This window comes from Altererythrobacter litoralis (assembly GCF_036324225.1).
In the GTDB taxonomy this organism is placed as follows: domain Bacteria; phylum Pseudomonadota; class Alphaproteobacteria; order Sphingomonadales; family Sphingomonadaceae; genus Erythrobacter; species Erythrobacter litoralis_A.
In genome coordinates, this window is the sequence record NZ_JAZDQV010000007.1 from 82,163 (window position 1) to 99,294 (window position 17,132).

Annotated in this window: 22 protein-coding genes; 12 read left to right on the forward strand and 10 right to left on the reverse strand. The window is 62.7% G+C overall.

What is annotated here, in order from left to right:
- Positions 1-22: 22 nt before the first annotated feature.
- The 4 genes from rsmG to VRS74_RS08590 form a co-directional block, all read right to left on the reverse strand.
- Positions 23-646, reverse strand: a complete 624-nt coding sequence (gene rsmG, locus VRS74_RS08575; RefSeq protein WP_354144841.1) for a 16S rRNA (guanine(527)-N(7))-methyltransferase RsmG — start codon at positions 644-646, stop codon at positions 23-25.
- The gene (gene mnmG, locus VRS74_RS08580) at positions 643-2,496 is read right to left on the reverse strand and encodes a tRNA uridine-5-carboxymethylaminomethyl(34) synthesis enzyme MnmG (protein ID WP_354144842.1); all 1,854 of its coding nucleotides are present in this window, start codon (positions 2,494-2,496) and stop codon (positions 643-645) included. Before mnmG ends, rsmG begins: the two co-directional genes overlap by 4 nt.
- A 93-nt stretch (positions 2,497-2,589) precedes the next feature.
- Positions 2,590-3,867, reverse strand: coding sequence for a tRNA uridine-5-carboxymethylaminomethyl(34) synthesis GTPase MnmE (gene mnmE / locus VRS74_RS08585; protein WP_354144843.1), 1,278 nt, complete (start codon positions 3,865-3,867; stop codon positions 2,590-2,592).
- An 18-nt stretch (positions 3,868-3,885) separates the two neighbouring features.
- The gene (locus VRS74_RS08590; RefSeq protein WP_354144844.1) at positions 3,886-4,143 is read right to left on the reverse strand and encodes a DUF6489 family protein; all 258 of its coding nucleotides are present in this window, start codon (positions 4,141-4,143) and stop codon (positions 3,886-3,888) included.
- A 115-nt stretch (positions 4,144-4,258) separates the two neighbouring features.
- Here VRS74_RS08590 and VRS74_RS08595 point away from each other — a divergent pair, with 115 nt between their 5' ends.
- Complete coding sequence (locus VRS74_RS08595) at positions 4,259-4,957, forward strand: dienelactone hydrolase family protein (protein ID WP_354144845.1); 699 nt, start codon at positions 4,259-4,261, stop codon at positions 4,955-4,957.
- Positions 4,958-4,983: 26 nt separating this feature from the next.
- Complete coding sequence (locus tag VRS74_RS08600) at positions 4,984-5,385, forward strand: nuclear transport factor 2 family protein (protein ID WP_354144846.1); 402 nt, start codon at positions 4,984-4,986, stop codon at positions 5,383-5,385.
- 34 nt (positions 5,386-5,419) lie between these two features.
- Here VRS74_RS08600 and VRS74_RS08605 read toward each other — a convergent pair whose 3' ends face one another.
- The 4 genes from VRS74_RS08605 to hemE all read right to left on the reverse strand — a co-directional run bounded on the left by VRS74_RS08605 (position 5,420) and on the right by hemE (position 8,863).
- Positions 5,420-5,812 carry a BLUF domain-containing protein gene (locus VRS74_RS08605; RefSeq protein WP_354144847.1) on the reverse strand — a complete coding sequence of 131 codons (393 nt, stop codon included), beginning with the start codon at positions 5,810-5,812 and terminating at the stop codon, positions 5,420-5,422.
- Between the two features lie 72 nt (positions 5,813-5,884).
- Entirely contained in the window at positions 5,885-7,150 is a 1,266-nt protein-coding gene (gene rho / locus VRS74_RS08610) for a transcription termination factor Rho (RefSeq protein ID WP_354144848.1), read from the reverse strand.
- 185 nt (positions 7,151-7,335) lie between these two features.
- Positions 7,336-7,791, reverse strand: coding sequence for a CopD family protein (locus VRS74_RS08615; RefSeq protein ID WP_354144849.1), 456 nt, complete (start codon positions 7,789-7,791; stop codon positions 7,336-7,338).
- Between the two features lie 49 nt (positions 7,792-7,840).
- Positions 7,841-8,863, reverse strand: coding sequence for a uroporphyrinogen decarboxylase (gene hemE, locus VRS74_RS08620; RefSeq protein WP_354144850.1), 1,023 nt, complete (start codon positions 8,861-8,863; stop codon positions 7,841-7,843).
- A 331-nt stretch (positions 8,864-9,194) separates the two neighbouring features.
- Between hemE and VRS74_RS08625 the strand changes: the two genes are divergently transcribed.
- The 10 genes from VRS74_RS08625 to VRS74_RS08670 all read left to right on the forward strand — a co-directional run bounded on the left by VRS74_RS08625 (position 9,195) and on the right by VRS74_RS08670 (position 15,749).
- Complete coding sequence (locus VRS74_RS08625) at positions 9,195-10,043, forward strand: pyruvate, water dikinase regulatory protein (protein ID WP_354144851.1); 849 nt, start codon at positions 9,195-9,197, stop codon at positions 10,041-10,043.
- Complete coding sequence (locus tag VRS74_RS08630; protein ID WP_354144852.1) at positions 10,040-10,624, forward strand: Maf family protein; 585 nt, start codon at positions 10,040-10,042, stop codon at positions 10,622-10,624. Before VRS74_RS08625 ends, VRS74_RS08630 begins: the two co-directional genes overlap by 4 nt.
- Positions 10,621-11,475: a shikimate dehydrogenase gene (aroE, locus tag VRS74_RS08635; protein WP_354144853.1), complete on the forward strand. Its 855-nt coding sequence runs from the start codon at positions 10,621-10,623 to the stop codon at positions 11,473-11,475. The genes VRS74_RS08630 and aroE overlap by 4 nt, the downstream gene beginning before the upstream one ends.
- Entirely contained in the window at positions 11,472-12,068 is a 597-nt protein-coding gene (gene coaE / locus VRS74_RS08640; RefSeq protein WP_354144854.1) for a dephospho-CoA kinase, read from the forward strand. The genes aroE and coaE overlap by 4 nt, the downstream gene beginning before the upstream one ends.
- A gap of 61 nt (positions 12,069-12,129) precedes the next feature.
- On the forward strand, positions 12,130-12,822 hold the full coding sequence (gene dnaQ / locus VRS74_RS08645) for a DNA polymerase III subunit epsilon (protein ID WP_354144855.1): 693 nt from the start codon (positions 12,130-12,132) through the stop codon (positions 12,820-12,822).
- A gap of 51 nt (positions 12,823-12,873) precedes the next feature.
- Complete coding sequence (gene hpf / locus VRS74_RS08650) at positions 12,874-13,458, forward strand: ribosome hibernation-promoting factor, HPF/YfiA family (protein ID WP_354144856.1); 585 nt, start codon at positions 12,874-12,876, stop codon at positions 13,456-13,458.
- Between the two features lie 134 nt (positions 13,459-13,592).
- Positions 13,593-14,054 (forward strand): PTS sugar transporter subunit IIA, encoded by a 462-nt coding sequence (locus VRS74_RS08655; RefSeq protein WP_354144857.1) that lies wholly within the window; start codon positions 13,593-13,595, stop codon positions 14,052-14,054.
- The gene (locus tag VRS74_RS08660) at positions 14,044-14,544 is read left to right on the forward strand and encodes a PaaI family thioesterase (RefSeq protein ID WP_354144858.1); all 501 of its coding nucleotides are present in this window, start codon (positions 14,044-14,046) and stop codon (positions 14,542-14,544) included. The genes VRS74_RS08655 and VRS74_RS08660 overlap by 11 nt, the downstream gene beginning before the upstream one ends.
- A 5-nt stretch (positions 14,545-14,549) precedes the next feature.
- Positions 14,550-14,885 carry a DUF1491 family protein gene (locus tag VRS74_RS08665; protein WP_354144859.1) on the forward strand — a complete coding sequence of 112 codons (336 nt, stop codon included), beginning with the start codon at positions 14,550-14,552 and terminating at the stop codon, positions 14,883-14,885.
- A 201-nt stretch (positions 14,886-15,086) separates the two neighbouring features.
- A complete protein-coding gene (locus tag VRS74_RS08670) occupies positions 15,087-15,749 on the forward strand; it encodes a cell wall hydrolase (protein WP_354144860.1) in 663 nt (220 codons plus the stop codon).
- Positions 15,750-15,812: 63 nt separating this feature from the next.
- On the opposite strand, the gene xth is transcribed toward VRS74_RS08670, so the two are convergent.
- Both xth and erpA read right to left on the reverse strand, forming a co-directional pair.
- Entirely contained in the window at positions 15,813-16,610 is a 798-nt protein-coding gene (xth, locus tag VRS74_RS08675) for an exodeoxyribonuclease III (protein WP_354144861.1), read from the reverse strand.
- A 188-nt stretch (positions 16,611-16,798) separates the two neighbouring features.
- Positions 16,799-17,128, reverse strand: a complete 330-nt coding sequence (gene erpA, locus VRS74_RS08680) for an iron-sulfur cluster insertion protein ErpA (RefSeq protein ID WP_354144862.1) — start codon at positions 17,126-17,128, stop codon at positions 16,799-16,801.
- Positions 17,129-17,132 lie beyond the last annotated feature (4 nt).

Genomic DNA, 17,132 nt, shown 5'->3' on the forward strand with positions numbered 1-17,132 from the left:
GCTGCTTTCCGCCTTCCCGCACTCAGGTGCTTACGATGATCCCCGCCTCTGCATCGGTCAAGGAGTGTTCCACGTGAAACATCCGACGAATCTTTGCAGGGATTGATTCCAGTTCCTGCGCCGCCGAGCGCCCCTTGGGCAACAGGTAGGTGGTCGCCTTTGTGGAAAAGGGTGCGGATAGTTTCAGGAGCTTTGGCAATGGCGCGAAGGCGCGTGCCGAAATGACACGCGCCGGGAACGGTTTGACCAGCTCAAGCCGCTTGCCTTCGGCCCGGCACAGCGGAAGCGCGAGCTTCTCCGCCATTCGTTCGAGCCATTCGACGCGGCGCGCGCGCGATTCGACCAGCACCACTTCGCGCTCGGGCTCGATCGCAGCAATCACCATGCCAGGGAAGCCAGCCCCCGTGCCAAGGTCGAGCCAGGTGCCAGATGTTTCACGTGGAACAAATCGCAGCAATTGCGCGCTGTCGGCAATATGGCGCTGCCACACCTGCGCCTCGGAAGGGCGCGAAATCAGGTTCTGGCGCTGGTTCTCGGCAAGAAGCTCAGCAATCAGCACTTCGAGCCGATCCATCGCGACCTGATCCGCAATCTGCTCCACATAGCGCCGCGCCGACACCTCGTCGCTCAGGAGTTGCCCGTTCATGCGGCCTTCTGCCTCCGGCGCGCATGGACAAGCAGAGCCGAAAGCGCAGCGGGCGTGATCCCAGGCACCCTTCCCGCCGCCGCGAGATTGGCGGGCTTTGCTGCCTCAAGCCGCTCGACCATCTCGTTGGACAGCCCCGGAACCTCGCCAAAGGGAAAATCACGCGCCAGTTCAAGCGCTTCGCTTGCACGCAGATCGCGCAGTTCGGCATCCTGCCGCGCAAGGTAAGGAGCATAGGCCGCGTCTTCGGCCATTTCGGCGATCAACGGATCATCGAAGGAGAGTTCCTGATCCAGCCATTGGTTCAAATCGGCCAGGCCCACTCCTTCGTGCCGCAGCCATTCACTCACTTGCTTGGTGCCGCCGTCGCGCCGCACCGGCAGGCCGGCCTCGCTCAACTCGCGGGCATGGATCGCTGTATCGAAATGCCCGGCCAAAGCTGCACGGCGCTCTTCACGGCGCGCAAACCATTCCGCACGCTCCGCTCCGACGCAGCCCGCTTCGATCCCCAGCGGGGTAAGGCGCGTGGAAGCGTTGTTGGCGCGCAGACGCAGGCGGTACTCGGCCCGCGCAGTCAACATGCGGTAGGGTTCGCTCACGCCTTGCAGGGTCAGATCGTCGACCATCACTGCGATATAGCTGTTCGCCCGGTCGAGCCGTGGTGCCTCAAGGCCCAAAACATGCGCTGCGGCGTGGAGCCCCGCCACCAGCCCCTGTGCAGAAGCCTCTTCATAGCCCGTTGTGCCATTGATCTGCCCGGCGCAGTAAAGCCCCGGAATCGCTCGCAATTGCAGGTCCGCCGTGAGCGCACGCGGATCGATGTGATCATATTCCACCGCATAACCCGGGACTTCCATCACAACCTGCTCAAGCCCCGGCATGGCGCGGAGCATGGTGAGTTGGACATCGGCCGGCAGAGAGGTGCTTATCCCGTTGGGATAGACCAGATGCGTGCTCAAGCCCTCGGGCTCGAGGAATACCTGGTGCCCCTCACGATCGCCAAAGCGATGGATCTTGTCCTCGATTGAGGGGCAATAGCGCGGCCCGGCCGCTCCGATCGCTCCGGTAAATAGCGGGGAACGGTGCAGATTCGCGCGGATCGCTTCGTGCGCGGCCTCGGTGGTGCGTGTGATCGCGCAGAAGATTTGCGGATTGGCGCGACGCTCGGTGAGCGGCGACATGGTCCAGTGATCGGGATCGGATGGCTGCTCTTCGAGACTGGCCCAGTCGATCGTGCGCCCGTCGAGCCGGGGCGGCGTCCCGGTCTTGAGTCGCGCCATCGGCAAATTCGCGCCGCGCAACTGCGCTGCAAGTTTCTGTGCCGAATTCTCGCCGATCCGTCCGCCTTCGAAGCGTTCCTCACCGCGAAACAGCGTGCCCCCGAGGAATGTCCCGGTGCACAGGATAACGGCCGCCGCTTCGATCGCCGTGCCGTCGGCCAATTCCAGCCCGGCAACACGACCCGCAGTGAGTTGCAGTGCTGCCACCTCACCCTCGATCAGATCGAGCCCAGCTTGCGCCTTGACCGCCCTCTGCACCGCTGCCTTGAACAGCACGCGGTCGGCCTGCACGCGTGGGCCCCAAACGGCGCTCCCCTTCGAGCGGTTGAGCATGCGGTAATGGATTGCCCCGGCATCGGCTGCGCGCCCGATCACCCCGTCGAGCGCATCAACTTCACGCACCAGATGGCCTTTGCCCAAGCCCCCGATCGCCGGATTGCAGCTCATCGCGCCGATTGCGTCGAGATCGAAGCTCACCAGGCCCGTGCGCGCACCCATGCGGGCGGCCGCACAGGCCGCCTCGACACCGGCATGACCGCCGCCGACCACAAGCACGTCGAAGCTACGCATGTCGCGCCGATACAGGCGCGCTGGCGCGGGGTCAAAGAACTTTCGCGAGAGCGGGGACGCGATGTTTCACGTGAAACATCGGGGTGTTGCCGTCTATTTCCCGATGCAGAAGCGCCCGAACAGCGCGTCGAGCATGTCCTCGGTGGTCGCCCGTCCGACCAGACGGTCGAAAGCGAGGCGCGCCCGACGCAGGCATTCTGCAATAATGAGGGGGTCAGACAGCTCGCTAGCCTCGCTCAACGCAATATTGGCGTCGGCGAGCAATCCATGCTGGCGTGCATTGAGCGCGGCCTCTCCGGGCCTCGGCATGCACTGACGCGCCTTCTCGACCAGCGCGGCCTTCAGTGCGCCCAGATTTTCCCCTGTCCGCGCGGAAACCCGCCAATCAGGCGCAGATTTAACCAGATGCGCATGATTGTCGATCTGTGCCTCGACTTCCCAACACCCACTCGGTCCCTCGTATTCGGGCCCCAACCAGAGAACCAGATCGGCACGTTCGAGCTGTTCGCGCGCACGCCCGATCCCTATCGATTCGATTTCATCACCCCCGCCCTCATGCAGGCCCGCAGTATCGACGAAGGTGAAGGGAATTCCGGCGATCGCCACCGAGCGCTCGATCACATCGCGCGTAGTCCCCGCAATGGGCGAAGTGATGGCCGCCTCGCTCTCAACCAACGCATTGAACAAGGTGGATTTTCCGGCATTGGGCGGCCCAGAGAGCACCACGCGGAAACCCTCTCCCAGCCGTTCCGATCGCGGCCGCGCAAGCCATAGCGCCAGTTCACTCGCCAACTGGTCGAGACGCGCGCCGAAATCGGCTGCCAACCCGCCCACATCGTCCTCATCGGCAAAGTCGAGCGCCGCCTCGACTTCCGCCGAGAGCCGTAACACGCCGTCGCGCCACAACTCGACCTGCCGGGAGAATCTCCCGCCCGCCATGGCGATTGCCGCGCTGCGCTGGAGCTCGGTTTCGGCGCTGAGCAGGTCCGCCAGCCCTTCGGCTTCGGCAAGGTCGATCCGCCCGTTGGCAAAGGCGCGGCGTGTAAACTCGCCCGGTTCGGCGCGGCGCAGGCCTGAAATCGCACCCAATTCCGCTTCAATGGCGGAAATCACCGCCCGGCCGCCATGGCAATGCAATTCGGCAAGGTCTTCGCCCGTCGCGGTATTCGGGCCCGGGAACCAAAGCACCAGCGCCTCGTCCAGAAGCGCACCATCATCCCCACGAAGCTTAGCCAGGCTGGCATGCCTCGGTTCGACATCGCGCCCGACCAGCGCGCGCAAGGCCGCGCCGGCCGCCGGCCCGCTGATGCGGATCACGCCGATCGCCGCGGGCGGAGCCCCGCTGGAAAGTGCAAAGATGGTGTCGCTCATGCGTAAACGACGCAGTTCCTAGTCGTCGTCAGATTTCGATTTGGACCCTGCGCCGCGCATGCCGCTTTCCATGAAGCTCTGGAACATCTTGAGCCCCATCTGCCCCATTGGTGCGAGCTGCTGGGCATATTCCTGCAACTGGTCGGGATTGGAGACCCCTTTCATCGCCTTGGCGATGCTTTCGACATAGATATTGTTGGCCTTCGACACATCGGGCAGCCCCATGAAGGCCCGCGCCTCTTCGGGCGTGCAGTCGATTTCGATATGAAACTTCATCGCGCTTACTCCCTCCAACCTTCGGGAACCCCGTATCGCCTGACATATTTGGGTTTGGCAATCACCTGCGGCAAGCGATAAGCCGCTTTCACGCTGAATCAAAGGAGCAGCCGCAATGACCCAGTACGCGACGATCCCCACCTTCGACGGCAATGCCAGCTTCGATGCCTATGTCGCGCGGCCTGCGGGCACACCCAAGGCAGCGATCATTGTGATTCAGGAGATCTTCGGGGTGAACCCCGGGATCCGCAACAAATGCGACAGCTGGGCGGCCGAAGGCTATCTCGCGGTCGCGCCCGACCTGTTCTTCCGCATGAAGCCGGGCATCCAGCTCGACCCGGACGTCGAAGCCGAATTCCAGGAAGCGCTCGGCTATTTCGGGGAATACAATCCCGATGACGGGGTGAAGGACATCGAAGCGACGATCCACTGGATCCGCCGTGTGGCCGGCGTGCCGAAGGTCGGCTGCGTCGGTTACTGCCTGGGCGGCAAGCTCGCCTATATGACTGCAGCGCGCAGCGATATCGACGCCTCGGTCGGCTATTACGGGGTGATGATCGACCAGATGCTGGGCGAGAAGCACGGCATCGCGCATCCCCTGTTGTTGCACGTGCCTACCGCAGACCATTTCGTCGGACCTGAAGCGCAAGCCGCGATGCATGCCGGGCTGGACGATCATCCGCGGGTCACGCTCTATGATTACGAAGGGCTCGACCATGGCTTCGCCACTGAAAGCGGCAACCGCCGCAACGAAGCGGGCGCGCAGCTCGCCGACAGCCGCACGAAGGCCTTTTTCGCCGAACATCTCGGCTGAACATCGCGGATTATAGGGAGCATCCAATGAGCATTGCAGCCGAAGGCCTCAAGCGCTGGCACGAAGTGATCGAAGGAGGAAGCGATCCTGCCGCACTCGCCGCCATAATGCGCGATGACGCGGTGTTTCACTCGCCTGTCGTCCACACCCCGCAAGTGGGCAAGCCGATCGTGGTCGCCTATCTCACTGCAGCGGGGGCGACGCTGGGAAATGGCAGCTTCACCTATGTGCGCGAAGTTGTGGGCGACGACACTGTCGTGCTCGAATTCACCACCGAGATGGATGGCATCCACGTCAACGGGATCGACATGATCGCTTTCGACGAGGAGGGTTTGATCAAGGATTTCAAAGTGATGGTTCGCCCGCTCAAGGCCATCAACAAGGTCTGGGAAATGATGGCTGCGCAGCTGGAGCGGCAAAAGGCCTAGGGCCGCGCGCTCGATTGTATAGCGAGCTTCGCGCCTAGTTCAGTGCCGCGAAATTCAGGATGATCCGCCGCAGGTTCGGCTCGAGCGCGGCAGGCAGTTCAGCGTCGAGCGCCGCACGCCGCTCGGGCACCTGGTCGACAATGCGGATATGCCGCATGAGCCAGTCGGGGCAGGCGCGCCCGGCAATGGCGATATCCTCGATGATCGAAACCCCGTTATGGCGCGGATCAGCTTCGATCTTGCGCATCACCCAGGAAAGATCCTCTACATCGCCTTCGAGCAGCTGGAGAAAATTGCGCCCGTTGTAGAGCAGCAGGCCGGTGACATTGCGCTCGCTGTTGTTGCGCTGGCACGAGTCGAGGATCGAAGCGATATCCTCGGGACCGATCCCGTCCGCAGTGCTGATATAGACATATTGGCGCAGCATTGGCCCGGTGATAGCCGGATCGTGCCCAAAGGCAAGCGGGCCCACGCCTGTCCGGCGCGGGCCCCACAAGCCTTACTGGTTCATCGTCGCGAAGAAGTCTTCGTTCGACTTCGAATCCTTCATCTTGTCGAGCAGGAATTCCATCGCGTCGATGGTGCCCATCTGCATCAGGATGCGGCGCAGCACCCACATCTTCGACAGATTGTCCTTGCCCACCAGCAGTTCTTCCTTTCGGGTGCCGGACTTGCCGACATCGAGCGCCGGGAAGATGCGCTTGTCTGCGACCTTGCGGTCGAGCACGATTTCACTGTTGCCGGTGCCCTTGAACTCTTCGAAGATCACTTCGTCCATGCGGCTGCCGGTATCGATCAGCGCGGTGGCGATGATCGAAAGCGAACCACCTTCCTCGATGTTGCGCGCTGCGCCGAAGAATCGCTTGGGGCGCTGCAGTGCATTGGCGTCGACACCGCCGGTCAGCACCTTGCCCGAGCTCGGAACCACGGTGTTGTAGGCGCGGCCGAGGCGGGTGATCGAGTCGAGCAGGATCACCACGTCATGCTTGTGTTCGACCAGGCGCTTAGCCTTTTCGATCACCATTTCGGCAACCTGCACGTGGCGCGTCGCAGGCTCGTCGAAGGTCGAAGAAATAACTTCGCCCTTCACGCTGCGCTGCATATCGGTCACTTCCTCGGGTCGTTCGTCGACCAGAAGGACGATCAGGAACACTTCGGGGTGATTGTCGGTAATCGCCTTGGCGATGTTCTGCAGCAGCACGGTCTTGCCGGTGCGCGGAGGCGCCACGATCAACGCACGCTGGCCCTTGCCCTGCGGCGCGATGATGTCGATCACCCGTGCACTCTTGTCCTTCACGGTCGGATCGACCGGGTCGAGAGTCAACTTCTCGTCCGGATAGAGCGGCGTGAGGTTGTCGAAATTGGTGCGGTGGCGCACCGCCTCCGGATCGTCGAAATTGACGCTGGTGAGGCTTGTGAGGGCAAAATAGCGCTCACCGTCGCGCGGGGCGCGGATCTCGCCTTCGACCGTGTCGCCGGTCCTCAGGCCCCATTTGCGGATCTGGTTGGGCGAAACATAGATGTCGTCGGGCCCGGCGAGGTAGTTCGCCTCGGGCGAGCGCAGGAAGCCGAAACCGTCCTGCAGCACCTCGATGGTGCCGACACCCATGATCTTCTCTTCATATTCCTCGTCTTCGGCGAGTTCGCGCAGGATGCTAAACAGCAAGTCCTGCCGGCGCATGGTCGACGCGCCTTCGACACCCAGCTCTTCGGCCATGGCGACCAGTTCGGCCGGTGTCTTTCGTTTCAAGTCTTTGAGATGCATTGTAATATTCGTCCGTCTCTGGATTGGCCGACAGGTCGTCGCCTCGTCTGTGGAGCGAGGCATATGGGCTTGGAGAAAGCAGACCTTGGCTTTGCCGAATGCAAAGCCTCATGCCGGATAGAGGATTTCAAAATACGGCCCGCGGAAACCGCCGTCAATCGCCGATTGTTCGCGGAGCAAATGGTTCAGAAAGGGCGCAGCACCGCCAGCACGACGATGACCGCCAGCAGCAGGCCAGGCACTTCGCCCAGCATACGCAGCTGCTTCTCGCTTAGTGGCCGCTCTCCTGCAGCAATCTTCTTCGATTGCGCCACCATAAAGCCGTGATAGCCAGTGAGTAGCAGCACGAAGAGCAGCTTGGCATGGAGCCAGCCCAATCCCGGTGCGCCCGCAAACAGGCCCAATTCGGCCGCCATCAGCAGGCCGAGCACCCAAACCACCACCAGGCTTGGCGTGAGGATGACCTTGCGCAGCAGGCCCATGCGGTGGACCCACAGCGCTTCTTCCTCCGATCCGGGCTGCGCCGGATGGACATAGATCAGTTGCCGCGGGAGCATGAACAGGCCCGCCATCCAGAAGACCACGAAGATGATGTGGCCTGCCTTGAGCCAAAGATAGGTCATGGCGATGACGTCCTGCATCGCTCGCTTATGTAGTCGACCATCACCGCCGCGTCATCCCCCGCCACAATCATCGCTGTCCGCGCAGCACGGCAACAAGCTGTTCGACGTGCTCGATCGGGGTGAACTGGCCGATACCGTGCCCCAGATTGAACACATGCGGGCGATCGGCGAACGTCTTGAGGATGAAGCATGCGCGATCGACCAGCGGCGCACCGCCCGCCATCAGCAGCAGCGGATCGAGATTGCCTTGCACCGGCATGCCCTTTGGCAATTCGCGATCCGCCCATTCGGGATCGACCGTCTCGTCCAACCCCACTGCGTCGACTCCGGTCTCATTGGCATAGGCGGCAAGCTTGGCTCCCGCGCCCTTGGGAAAGCCGATCACCGGCGTATCCGGATGCGATTGCTTGAGCGCAGCGGTAATCGCGGCGTTGGGCGCGATTACCCATCGGTCGAACTGGTCGGGTGCCAGGCTGCCGGCCCAGCTGTCGAACAGCTGCACCGCTTCAGCCCCGGCATCGATCTGGCCGCGCAGGTAGGTAATCGAAACTTCGACGATAGCATCGATGATCGCCTGGAACCGTACTGGATCCCCGTAGGCAAGCTCGCGCGTCGCATGCTGGTCGCGGCTGCCCTCGCCTGCCACCATATAGGTCGCGACGGTCCACGGGCTACCCGCGAAACCGAGCATCGTCACGCTTTCGTCGAGCTGCGCGCGGCACAGCCGCACCGTCTCGTAGATCGCTTCGAACCGTTGGGGTTGCGCAGTGAAATCCTCGAGCCTGGCTTCAAGCAGCGGCGGCGACAGCTTGGGACCTTCGCCCGCGAGGAATTCGAGCCCTTGTCCCATCGCATGCGGCACGATCAGAATATCCGAGAACAGGATCGCCCCGTCGAAACCGAACCGGCGCAAAGGCTGGATCGTGATTTCCGCCGCGGCTTCACTATCGTAAACGAGTTCGAGGAACCCGCCCTTTTCTGATCGTAGTGCGCGATATTCGGGCAGGTATCGCCCTGCCTGACGCATCAGCCACATGGGTGCTCGTTCACCCTTGAGGCCACGCAGAGTGTCAAGAAGCAAGCCCGGCATGAGGTCTTATCCAATCAATATAATTATATTTATAAAGGGTTTTAGGAGTCTGTTGGCCCTGTGGATTTCGGGGACAAGTGGTTCCTGCCCGATTTTTCCCGCGATGCAAAGCGCTGTCCGGCTCGCGAATCGCGGGATTGCCTGAGTCGAGTCAAACTTATCCGCGCTATCCCCAGCCTGTTGATAGCGGCGCACGATGTCGACAAAGCCGCTGGCGATAAAGCCGATAGCGGGCATGGAATCTCTCCCCGAACTTGTCGGCAGGCCTCTCCCGTGGTTTATGCCAGCTGTTCTCCACAGGCATTCCCGGCAAGGATGCAACGACCGCGCAATGCAACGCATGCACCTCCACCTCGTTTCGGACTCGACCGGCGAAACGCTCGAGATGATCGCCAAGGCGGCGCTCGCGCAATTCGACAACCCTGACGTCGTGCGCCATTTTTGGCCGATGGTGCGTTCGCGCCAGCATCTCGACCGGATCGTGCCGTCGCTCGCTGCCAGCCCCGGCCTGGTGCTGTTCACTCTGGTCAATCCCGAAACCCGCGCCCGGCTGGAGGAACATTGCCGCCAGCTGGGTCTGCCCGCCGTGCCAGTGCTCGACGCGGTTACTGCCGCGCTCGAAGTCCAGCTGGGCGAAGAGGCGCATGGCAAGCCCGGCCGCCAGCACCTGATGGACGACGCCTACTTCCGCCGGGTGGAAGCGATCCATTACACAATCGCGCATGACGACGGCGTGGGCTGGGAAGACTGGGAAGAGGCGGACATCTTGCTGGCAGGCGTATCGCGCAGTTCGAAGACGCCGACCAGCATCTACCTCGCCAATCGCGGGTACAAGGTTGCGAATATCCCGCTGATCATGGAATCGCCGCCCCCGCCTGCATTGTTCGGACTGCGCCGCCCGCTGGTGGTGGGGCTGACCACCGCGCCCGAGCGGCTGGTGCAGGTGCGGCGCAACCGCCTGTTGTCGCTCAATGAAGGCACTGAGACGTCCTACGTTGATAGCGAGAAAGTGCGCGAGGAAGTGCAATTCGCGCGCCGCATGTTTGCTGACAATGGCTGGCCCGTGATCGATGTGACGCGCCGCTCGATCGAGGAAACCGCTGCTGCAGTAATGCGCATCATGCAGGAGCGAACCGACCGCCCCGGTGAGGGCGGCGAAGATGGCGAAGGCGCGATATGATCGTCCTCGCATCGAAAAGCGCGTCGCGCCGCGCCATGCTCGATGCTGCGGGTGTCGCCCATGAGGCGATTCCCGCATCGCTCGACGAGCGGGCGCTCGAAGCCGGGCTGGCGGATTGCACGCCGGGAGAGATTGCCGAAGCGCTCAGCGTCGCAAAGGCGCAGGCGGTGGCTAGCACGCATGCCGGGCGGCTGGTGCTCGGCAGCGACAGCCTGGTGACGTGCGGAGGGCGGCGCTTCGACAAGCCCGAGAGCCGCGCGCAGGCGGCAGAGCACCTGCACTACTTTTCGGGCAAGGTGATGGAACTGCACAGCGCTGCGGCCCTGGTGCGCGACGACACTTGCGAATGGAGCGCGGCTTCGCTTGCGCGGCTGCATGTCCGCGAACTCGGCGAGGGCTTCATCGAGCGATATCTCGACGCCGAATGGCCCGAAGTTGGCCATTGCGTCGGCGTGTTTCGGATCGAGGGGCTCGGTGTGCAATTGTTCGAGAGAATCGAAGGCGACCACTTCACCGTGCTGGGAATGCCGCTGCTCGGCGTGCTCGGCGCGCTGCGCGAATTGGGGGAGATGTCCTCGTGACGCGTCCCTATGCCGAAGTGATCGGCGATCCGATCGTGCAATCGAAAAGCCCCGCGATCCATGGCTTCTGGATCGCTCACCTAGGCCTCGATGCCGATTACCGGGCCGCGCATGTCACTACCGCGCAACTGGCGGATTACCTTGATAGCCGTCGCTCGGATCCCGCCTGGCGCGGTTGCAATGTCACCATGCCGCACAAGCAGGCGGTGATCGCGCTGCTCGACCGGCTCGATCCGCTGGCGGCGCGCATCGGCGCGGTCAACACTATCGTTCGCGAGGGCGAGCAGTTGGTCGGCTATAATACCGACGCGGGTGGTTTCCTCGAGCCGCTGCGCGAGGAACTCGGCCAGCATCACCTGTTCCGCATGGCGCGGGTGCTTGGTACGGGCGGCGCGGCGCGTGCGATCATTGCAGCGCTTGCGGAAGAGGGTTTCACTCTGGTGCTGGCCGGGCGCGATCCTGCCAAGGCGCGGACATTGCTCGACGAGCTCGCGCCGCGCGGCGAGCATCATGCGATCGATCTCGCCCATTTCGCCGACCCGACCGATTTTCCCTTCGATGACCGCAAGGGCTGCTTCGACCTGGTGGTAAATGCCTCGCCGCTGGGCATGCGCGGCCAGTCGCCGCTTGCGTTCGACTGGAGCCATGCCCCACCGGGCGCGATTGCTTATGACATCGTCACCGATCCGGTCGACACTGACTTCCTCAAAATGGCACGTGCCGCCGGGCATCGCACCCTCGATGGCCTCAACATGCTGATCGGCCAGGCCGCGCTCGCGTTCGAGCGATTTTTCGGCCAAGCGCCCCCGCGCGAGCACGATGCCGAACTGAGGGAGATACTGACCCGATGACCCGCCCGCTCATAGTCGGCCTCACCGGATCGATCGGCATGGGCAAGTCGACCGTCGCGGAAATGTTCATCCGCCACGGCGTTCCTGTGTTCGATGCCGATGCCGAAGTGCGACGGATGCAGCGCCCCGGCGGCGAGTTGCTTCTTGCGATCGAAGCGGCCTTTCCCGGCTCGACGGGCCCTGAAGGGGTCAAGCGCGAGACGCTTGGCGCGCAAGTGTTCGGCGACAAGCAGGCGCTCGCCCGGCTTGAGGCGATCGTCCATCCTGCTGTGGCGGCGCATCGCGCCGAATTCCTGATTGAGCATGGCGGCGCTCCGATCGTGGTGTTCGATATCCCCTTGCTGTTCGAAAAGGGCGGAGAAAAACAGGTCGATACGGTGGTGGTCGTGTCGGCACCGGCCGATGTCCAGCGCCAGCGAGTGCTCGCCCGGCCCGGCATGACGCCCGAGAAATTCGCCCATATCCTCGAACTCCAGGTGCCCGATGCGGAAAAACGCGCGAAAGCAGACCATGTGATCGACACCGGCGTGTCGCATGCGGAAACCGAAGCCGAAGTGGTCGCTCTGATCGAGCGACTGTCAGCAGGAAAATAGACACCGCCTGTCGGCGCAGAATCGCTTGCCAAACGCCAAACCGAGTCCGATATTGAAATCGATGCGGGAAATCGTTTTCGACACCGAAACCACCGGCCTTGACCCAGCTTCGGGCGACCGGATGGTAGAAATCGGATGCATCGAAATGATCAACCGGGTGCCAAGCGGCGCCAGTTTCCACGCTTATTTCAACCCGGAACGCGACATGCCTGCTGCGGCAGAGGCTGTCCACGGGCTGTCGATCTCGTTCCTTTCAGACAAGCCGCGCTTTGCCGAACGCGCCGAAGAACTGATGGAGTTCCTCGGCGATGCGCCGCTGGTGGCGCATAACGCGGGCTTCGACTTCGGCTTCCTCAATTCGGAGCTTGAGCGGATCGGAATGGCGCGTGTCGACAGCGACCGGATGATCGACACCGTCGCGATCGCACGCAAGCGCCATCCCGGTGCGAAGGTTTCGCTCGATGCGCTGTGCACCCGCTACGGGATCGATCGCAGCCACCGCGTGAAGCACGGCGCGCTGCTCGACGCAGAGTTGCTGGCTCAGGTCTATGTCGAACTCACTGGCGGTCGCCAGATCGGGCTCGAGCTCGCGGCGGAAACCGCTGTAGTCGAAGTCGAAGTTTCCCGTTCCATCGCGGCGAGCGCTGCACTCAGGCCACGCCGCGAACCACGTCCACATGCGCCGAGCGAGGAGGAGTTGGCGCGGCACAAGGCATTTGTCGACCGGATCGACTCACCGCTCTGGTCGAACTGAATTTCCGGGGCCGATGCGGTCTCGCAAGAACAGAAAGGAGATCGAGCCGTCATGGATATTCGTGTTTCGGGTCACCAGATCGAAACGGGCGCTGCCCTTCAGGACCATGTGGCAGACCGCCTTGGCGGGATCGTCGACAAATATTTCGACCGGGCGCTGTCCTCGCATGTCACATTCGGCAAGGCGCCGGCGGGCATGTTCAAATGCGACATCGTGACGCATGTGATGCAGGGGCTGATCCTCAAGGCACACGCGGAAGCGCAGGATGCGCACCTCGCGCTCGACGGCGCGGCAGAGAAGATCGACAAGCAGCTGCGCCGCTACAAACGCCGGCTGACGGACCGGCACGAGCAGGCCGCGCACGCGCAGCGTGAAGAAGCTGCCGCCTACGCTTTCGAGGAAGCGGCCTATACCATCTTCGCGAGCGACGAGGCGGAAGAGGAGGTCACCAGTGATGCCCCGCCGATCATTGCCGAGACCAGCGTCGACATCCCCGAAGCCAGCGTGGCTGACGCGGTTATGATGCTCGATCTGCGAAACACGAACGCGCTGTTTTTCAAAAATGCTGGAACTGGGAGGCATAATATGGTTTACCGCCGCCCCGACGGATCGATCGGCTGGGTCGAGCCTCGCTAAGGCAATTGCCGCAGGATGGAACGCGGTAGAGCTCGACGCCCCTGGATGCCACAACAGGCGCACTGCCCGCAGAAGGCGGTGGCCCAAGCGTCAGGGGGCGCTGGTACAATCATTGGACGTGATGCAAGCTTGAAATGAACGCAAATTTTCAATTGCTTCCCGAAGCGGTCGCAACGGGTCGGCTTGAATCGAAGCAGGACGTGCTGGAGCAGGTCGCGGCGCTGTTCGCGCGCGCCTATGCGATCGATTCAACGCAGGCACTCGAAGGGATCGAAGTGCGCGAGAAGCTCGGCTCGACCGGATTCGGCAATGGCGTCGCGATTCCGCATGCGCGGTCCAGCGAAGTGAATCGCCCGGTCGCGGTGTTGTTGCGGCTCGAATCACCGGTCGATTTCGACGCGGCGGACGGCATGCCGGTCGAACTGGTGTTTGGCCTGCTTTCGCCCGAGAACGCCGGTGCTGCGCATCTGCATGCTCTGGCGGCGATCTCGCGGCTCGTGCGGGACGATGCCAAGCGCGAGGCGCTGCTCGACGCGCCCGATGCCGAAGCGATGTTTGCGCTACTGAGCAACCATCTCGACCGCGATGCCGCCTGATACATCCAGCCTGGCTGCGGCTCCGGTAAGTGGGGCCGAGCTGCATTATCGTGCACTCGAGCAGCTCTATGCCTCGGCGCCTGTGAACCGGCTGTTCGAATCACGGCTCGAAATCCTGGGCGAAGGACGCTCACGTATCACTTTCGAAGTGGACGAGCGCAGCTACCATGCGGCGGGCGCTGCACACGGCACGATCTATTTCAAGATGCTCGACGATGCCGCCTTCTATGCGGCCAATACGCGCACGACCGACCGTTTCCTGCTGACCACTTCGTTCAACCTGCACTTCACCAAGCCTGTGCGCACTGGCCAGGTGGTTGCCGAAGGGCGCTGGATCAGCGGGAAACGGCGCGTTTTCGTGGCTGAAGCGCGGTTGGTCGATGCCGAAGGCGACGAGATCGGCCGTGGCACCGGCACTTTCATGCGTTCGCGCATTCCGCTCGCCGGCTTGCCGGGCTATGCGCCAGCGTCCGCGGGCAGCGGCAACTGACTGCGATGGATGCGCGGCTGCCGGCCCATCTCGAAGTCGCCGGCATTATTCGTGCGATCGAATCGCAAGGTGGTTTCGCAAGTGTTATCGCGAAGGGCGAAAGGGACGCCGGAACCGTCCTCATCTTAACCATCTATCGCGGCGAGAACGCGGTGCTTTTCGAAAGAATGCCGCAACTGGATGGTTCGCGACCGTATCTTGCTGCAAAGCAGCAAAAATCTGAAAATCCGCAAGAAATTTTCGAATATCTCGAAAAGCGCAAGCAACAGGACCCCGATATCTGGATTTTGGAGGCAGATATCGCTGACAGAGAACGGTTCGTCGCATCTTTGCCGCGTTAACTTGACTGTTCGCCGCTCGACTCTATGTGGCCCGCCAGCTTCCAGGTGCGCAGGCGGCGCCCTTCGGCAATAAGGCCGGGGTGCAAGCACGCAGACGGGGGGCGGCCGGCAGGCCGATAAATCGGACCATAAGAAACGCGCAAAAGCGCGATCGGTCCAAGCCTGCGTCTGTGCGCGTCCACCGCCTAAAAATATGGATATATGACTCGCAGGAGCCACGGGCTCGGGCTTGCCGCTGGTGCGGCTTTGCTTGGCCTTACATTTGCCAGCGCCGAAACATCCGGCGCTTTTGCCCAGGAGACTGATCCCGGGCAGATCGAGGCGGCGAACACCGCCGGTGGACCGAATAGTGCATCCACCCCCGTGTTCATCTCTCAGGAAGTGGTGCAACCGACCGTCGCAGCCGATGAAGCTGCCGACGCTGGCGATGCGCAGCCGTCCAAGACAGGCTCGCTGCGCCAGCTCGTTGCCGCCACCGATACCGAACTTGCGCTTTCCGAACAGATGCAGTGCCTTGCTGGCGCGGTCTATTTCGAGGCGCGCGGCGAACCGCTCGCCGGCCAGCTGGCTGTGGCGCAAGTGGTGATCAACCGCGCTGACAACCCGCGCTTCCCGTCAAGCTATTGCGGCGTGGTTTACCAGCGCGCGCAGTTTTCCTTCGTGAGCGGCGGTGAAATGCCGCGCATCAAGACCGGTACGGAAGCCTGGCAGCGCGCCAAGGCAATTGCCCGCATCGCGCATGAAGGCCTGTGGGAATCGGAAGCGGGCGATTCGCTCTATTTCCACGCGAAATATGTGCGCCCAAGCTGGAGCAACAAGAAAGTGGCGCGGGCCACTATCAGCCGGCACGTCTTCTATCGCTGATTATCGGCGAATTGACGAAAGACGGGAGGGGCCCGCCGCAAGGTTGGGCCCCTTTGCATTGGGTCAGTCTCGCAACACGGCCCAGACCGGCGCGTGGTCGCTCGCTTTTTCGCGCCCGCGATGGGCGCGATCGACTCCAACCGCTTCGAGCCGGTCGGCCAGTTCGGGGCTGAGCAATATGTGGTCGATGCGGAAGCCGTGGTCGCGTTGCCAGGCGCCCGCCTGGTAGTCCCAATAGGTCCACACGCCGCCGCGCGGATTGTGCGTGCGCACCGCGTCGGTCCAGCCATCTCCCAGCAAGCGCGAGTATGCGGCGCGGGATTCGGGCTGCATCAGCGCATCGTCGGCCATCGATTTGACCGACCAAACGTCATTGTCCTCCGGGATAACGTTGAAATCGCCCAGCACGGCAGCGGGTACTTCCTCGGCCCAGATCTGTGCCATGCGGGCGCGCAACCGCTCCATCCATGCCAGCTTGTAGTCGAATTTCGGGCCCGGCTGCGGATTGCCATTGGGCAGGTAGATGCACACGATGCGTACCCCGCCGACATCGGCTTCGAGATAGCGCGCCTGTTCCTCTCCCGAATCGTCAGGGCCGGGGATGCCTAGCCCGCGCTGCACTTCGATGGGGCCTTCGATCCCGGCATTGGCATCGACCAAAATGGCGACGCCGTTGAAGGACTTCTGCCCGTGCCAGATCGCGCGATAGCCGATCTCTTCGAATTCATGGCCCGGGAAGTTTTCGTCCATGCTCTTGATCTCCTGCAGGCATGCGACCGTAGGGCGCGTTTCGACGAGCCATTCCTTCAGGCGCGGCAGGCGAGCCTTGATTCCGTTGATGTTGAATGTGGCGATTTTCATCCGCCTTTCATGGCGGATGATTCGATTGGCGTCTATCCGGCCCTCCCTATGCTCGGGCCTGCGCCCGGTTCCAGCCCACACCCCCGCCCGGCCGCCCAAAGATTTACCCTATCGGGTGGCCAGGCGGGGGTGCGGGCTGGTGCCGTCATGCGCGCCGCAAACGTGCGACGCGCGCAAATACGCCTAATTCAAATCCCGAAGCTCGATCCGCAGCCGCAGCCGGCAGCGGCCTGCGGGTTCTCGACGCGGAAAGCCGCACCCCCCAGGGATTCGACGAAATCGACCACACTGCCCGCGACCAAATCGAGACTTATCGGGTCGACCACCAGCCGGACGCCATCGGTCTCGCTCACCGTGTCGTCAGCCTCTGGCGCTTCGGCCAGGTCGAATTTGTATTGGAAGCCCGAGCAACCGCCGCCTTCTACCGAAAGCCGCAGGATCGCAGGCTTCACCTGCTTCTCGGCAATCGTCGCCACTCGCTTGGCGGCGGCGGGCGTAAGGGTGAGTGCGTCAGCCATGATA